Source organism: Aurantimonas sp. E1-2-R+4, assembly GCF_036549515.1.
Taxonomy (GTDB): domain Bacteria; phylum Pseudomonadota; class Alphaproteobacteria; order Rhizobiales; family Rhizobiaceae; genus Aurantimonas; species Aurantimonas coralicida_A.
This window is the reverse complement of the sequence record NZ_JAZHLK010000107.1, coordinates 1-3,710: the sequence shown is the minus strand read 5'-3', so window position 1 is coordinate 3,710 and position 3,710 is coordinate 1. Positions and strand designations below refer to the sequence as shown.

5 protein-coding genes are annotated in these 3,710 nt (G+C 56.7%); 2 read left to right on the top strand and 3 right to left on the bottom strand.

Annotated elements, in window-relative coordinates; translation table 11 throughout:
- Window positions 1-108 precede the first annotated feature (108 nt).
- Window positions 109-555, bottom strand: coding sequence for a hypothetical protein (locus VQ045_RS21365; RefSeq protein WP_331831553.1), 447 nt, complete (start codon window positions 553-555; stop codon window positions 109-111).
- The gene (locus VQ045_RS22135) at window positions 555-854 is read right to left on the bottom strand and encodes a PadR family transcriptional regulator (protein ID WP_442879931.1); all 300 of its coding nucleotides are present in this window, start codon (window positions 852-854) and stop codon (window positions 555-557) included. The genes VQ045_RS21365 and VQ045_RS22135 overlap by 1 nt, the downstream gene beginning before the upstream one ends.
- A gap of 176 nt (window positions 855-1,030) precedes the next feature.
- Between VQ045_RS22135 and VQ045_RS21360 the strand changes: the two genes are divergently transcribed.
- Window positions 1,031-1,777 (top strand): sulfate transporter family protein, encoded by a 747-nt coding sequence (locus VQ045_RS21360; RefSeq protein ID WP_331831552.1) that lies wholly within the window; start codon window positions 1,031-1,033, stop codon window positions 1,775-1,777.
- A gap of 205 nt (window positions 1,778-1,982) precedes the next feature.
- Here the strand turns inward: VQ045_RS21360 and VQ045_RS21355 are convergent, their stop codons facing one another.
- On the bottom strand, window positions 1,983-2,615 hold the full coding sequence (locus VQ045_RS21355) for a hypothetical protein (protein WP_331831551.1): 633 nt from the start codon (window positions 2,613-2,615) through the stop codon (window positions 1,983-1,985).
- Window positions 2,616-2,697: 82 nt separating this feature from the next.
- Here VQ045_RS21355 and VQ045_RS21350 point away from each other — a divergent pair, with 82 nt between their 5' ends.
- A complete protein-coding gene (locus VQ045_RS21350) occupies window positions 2,698-3,573 on the top strand; it encodes a hypothetical protein (RefSeq protein ID WP_331831550.1) in 876 nt (291 codons plus the stop codon).
- The last annotated feature ends 137 nt before the right edge of the window (window positions 3,574-3,710 follow it).

The following is a 3,710-nucleotide window of genomic DNA, read 5'->3' as shown; positions in this document are numbered from 1 at the left end:
TCGCCCACTGCTGCGCAGCTTGGAACAAGCTCGTCGATCAGCCCTGGAAAATCACGTCCATCGGAATGCGAGATTGGGCGCATGGGTCTTGATCAGCGCCCGTTGGTATTAAGCCTTTGTGAAGGCTTTGATGAACTCAACGATCCGCGGGAGTCCCGCCCAACTGAGCGATAAGAGGAGCAAGGCTTGCAGCTTGCCTGTATGATACCGCACCAGCATCCCCACCACCTGACGTCTGTAGAGCCAATCTGCGCGGCGTCGGCTGCCCCCTTGGCGCTCGATCATCCGGGGATACAGTTCTTCGAGATCAATCAGCGCCGCATCGCACTTACGGAAGTCCATGAACCAAAATACCCACATCGTTCGGGGCGGTCGCGGCGGCTCCGCATCGGAAACGTAATCACTGGTCTCTTCAAAAGTCGTCGCCAATTCACCTGTAATTAAATTAATTTTATCATGAATGGTTTCAAGTATTATTCTTCCGCCATAAGGTATGGCGGAAATATAAAACCAATAGGCGCGGCCTAAATCTGAATGTTTATATTCATCAGCCATTAGTTGCACTCGCTTCCGGCTGGAAAAGAGGCGCCTAAGCCCTCAGCAAGGCGCGTTCCTTCCCGGAGTGCGTCGGAAAGTATGCGAGAACCCTGGCCGGTCAGGGTAAAGAAGCGTCGTCTCCGTCCCTTCCTATCCGGGTCCTCTATATAATCCGAGATCAGTAACTTCTTGTCCGCGAGGCGATCAAGTGTCGTGAAGACTGCGCCGAAGGAGGGCTCCTTTTGGAGTCGCTCCGCCAGAACCTTGAATACATCGGCTGACGTCGATCGTGGTCCGCATCTGAGAAGGGCCAGCATGCAGTGCTCTTCAAACTTACCCAGCATAGATCACCTCCTTCGCTCTACATTGTAGAGTGGGTGGCAATTTGGATCAAGTAGCGGAGCCGTAGCTGTATACGGGGACGATCACAGAGCCAGCGTTGCGGGGGCCAGCGCCGATGCCTATCTCGCGGGGCGATGGAAAGGATGCATCGATGATCTTCGCTTCCGCTCGGCTGGCCTTCGCCGACATGTTCTCCCCGCCCTTTCGTGGCGCGCTGTGGAAGACCCTCGGCCTGACCGCCGTCGTGCTGGTCGCCCTGTGGTTCGGGATCGCGACCATCGCGGAATGGTTCGCGGTTCCGTTCCTGTCCAATCTCTTTCCCGATGCCCCCTCCTGGGTCGACCAGGCGGGCAGCCTCGCCGGCTGGGCGGCCGGGTTTGCCCTCGCCATCCTTCTGGCCTTCCTGATCGGGCCGATCAGCGCGGTGATCGCCAGCCTGTTTCTCGACGACGTGGCGGAGGTGGTTGAGGCGAACACCTATCCCGAGGTCTCGGCGGGAACGGCCATGCCGCTGATTCCCGGCCTGATCCTGTCGGTGAAATTCTTCGGCGTGGTGATCCTCGGCAATCTGCTCGCCCTGGTTCTGCTGCTGGTGCCGGGGATCAACATCGCCGCCTTCTTCGTGGTCAACGGCTATCTGCTCGGTCGCGAATATTTCGAGTTCGCGGCCATGCGCTATCGGACCGAGGCGGAGGCGAAAGCGCTGCGCGGCCGCTACGGCACGACGGTGTTTCTGGCCGGCCTGCTCATCGCCGGTTTCCTCGCGGTGCCGCTGCTCAACCTTTTGACGCCGCTCTTCGCCGCGGCGCTGATGGTGCATCTGCACCAGCGCGTCTCGCGCAAGGAGGGGGGCCTCATCGCGGCGCCGGCACGGGCGGATCGACTGGCACCGGGGTAAGCGGCCGTTTTGGGTGGGAAACGGACTGGCAGGTTTCGGGCGACTACGCCGGGAAAGCGGCCCTTTACCTGGTCAATCAGCTTCGGCGGCAATGCACCCTATTTCGCTTATTAGGATTTGTTCCGCCGTTTCCTGAAAGCAGACACAGGGCAGTAATCAAGCAGAAGTAGGGGTTTCGGGATCGAGGTGACATCAGGGGATTAAATCACTGTGCAGGCTCGGCGTCCCACTCGCGTTGAAGCAGGCGCCGACCGACCTCGCAAAACTCCTCACGAGATACATCGGTCAAGCCCACCTGGCGCGCGGCCTGTAGCTTCTCCGGGAAGTGCGGATCTTCAGGCCACCACTCACAGAGGCGCCAAGCAGTCACCATCCTATAGAATACCCGCATCTCAGGGGATAGATTTTCGAACAGTATCTTGTAGCTGTGGATCGCCGTGTAGAGCCCCATCACAATGTAATCAACCGAGAAATCGTTCTCGACACTGAAGTCCGACGATGAATGCTTTAGAAAATTGTAGGGGTGCTGCAAGCTGCTGAAGAGTTCCTCCTCCAGGTCGGCGGCCACGCCAACCTCCTTTGTGAATGCACGCACATCGTTTAGGCCTACGCCGGATTGGCCCTTCGACAATGCACTCATAATTTCGGTTGCCGCACTGGCAAGGAGGTGCGCAGAAATGGGATCTTCGTCAAGCAGGAACAGACGGACCGCCGAGTTGATCTCGGTCTCGCAGATATCCCGGCGACTGAGCCGAAGATATTCGATGTGAGGGTTATCCTGCGCGACAGGCAAAGCCGCTCGCTCATCCAGCGACAACTTGCTCTTACGTCGTCCCATGAAACGATTTCCTCCGGAGGGTGTGGTCTTGTGATCAGGAGTCTTGCATCATCCGGTTTCGCGAGCAATTTTCGAAGGATTTATGACGAAAACGCCAGGGACTTTCACCGAGATCGAACAGGAAGCGATCATCCTCAGCGCCGTGGTCAGCATGGTCGATGACATGGTCAATCATTCGATCTTCTGTCCGCTTGGCGACCATCGCCACGACACACACCTGCTGCCGCAAACTGCCCAATCGCTGAGGCAGTTCGGGACCTTCCTACGAGACTTTCTGTCTCCGGTGACGGGCAAAGGAAAGGGTGGCTTGCCATTCGGCCTGTCCAAACCCGAAAACGGCGGTCGAGCAACTGATCACACGACGCTCTTCTATCTGAGCCGTATCTGCAAGAACCCGTTGATCGGTCGAGGCATCGAGCACCTGCAGCGCATCGTGACCGAGTTCAGCGACTGGCTGGAGGCCTACGCTTCGGTTGATGAGGTTTGGCTGGGGAGTATCGAGGTAAACGTCAATCTTCGTATCAAGCGGATCGACTTCATCCGGATGAGCGGTGACATCGGAAAGCACAACTTTCTGCGCCTTGGTGGCCAGGCTAATCGACTGCGAACGATCTTGGCGGACAACGGCGTCACCATCGACGAGAGCGACGCATACCTCGCGCTTCCAGACTGTTGGGACTGGTTTCACACCCACCTGCTGGCCTATCACGCAAGTACGATCGCAGAGTTCTTGAACAACATCAGATATGCGATCCGACTCTACATAACGCCTGTAGCCAAATCTCGGTATCAGGCGACAGGCAATTTCGATGGCATTGAGATTTTCACATTCGAACGGCCCGATGCGATCGTGAACAAATTTGCATGGGCGCAATATTTCGATCTGCTTCAAGGTTCTCTGAGACAGCCGAACTTCCCGCCATTTAGCGTTTCTCAGTCTTTCAAGAGACGGTTTTGATCTTGAGGCAGTGGCATGGCTGAAATCTTAGTGTCGGTCCACAAAGAAGTTGAATGATATGAATCGTTTGTGATTCCATGCTGTTGATTTGATTCGACGAGGGCATGGAAGCGATGTGGACGAAAGCAAACCGCGGG

Coding starts and splice junctions, on each gene's coding strand:
- VQ045_RS21365 (WP_331831553.1), bottom strand. CDS start 555: ATGGCTGATGAATATAAACATTCAGATTTAGGCCGCGCCTATTGGTTT.
- VQ045_RS22135 (WP_442879931.1), bottom strand. CDS start 854: ATGCTGGCCCTTCTCAGATGCGGACCACGATCGACGTCAGCCGATGTA.
- VQ045_RS21360 (WP_331831552.1), top strand. CDS start 1,031: ATGATCTTCGCTTCCGCTCGGCTGGCCTTCGCCGACATGTTCTCCCCG.
- VQ045_RS21355 (WP_331831551.1), bottom strand. CDS start 2,615: ATGGGACGACGTAAGAGCAAGTTGTCGCTGGATGAGCGAGCGGCTTTG.
- VQ045_RS21350 (WP_331831550.1), top strand. CDS start 2,698: ATGACGAAAACGCCAGGGACTTTCACCGAGATCGAACAGGAAGCGATC.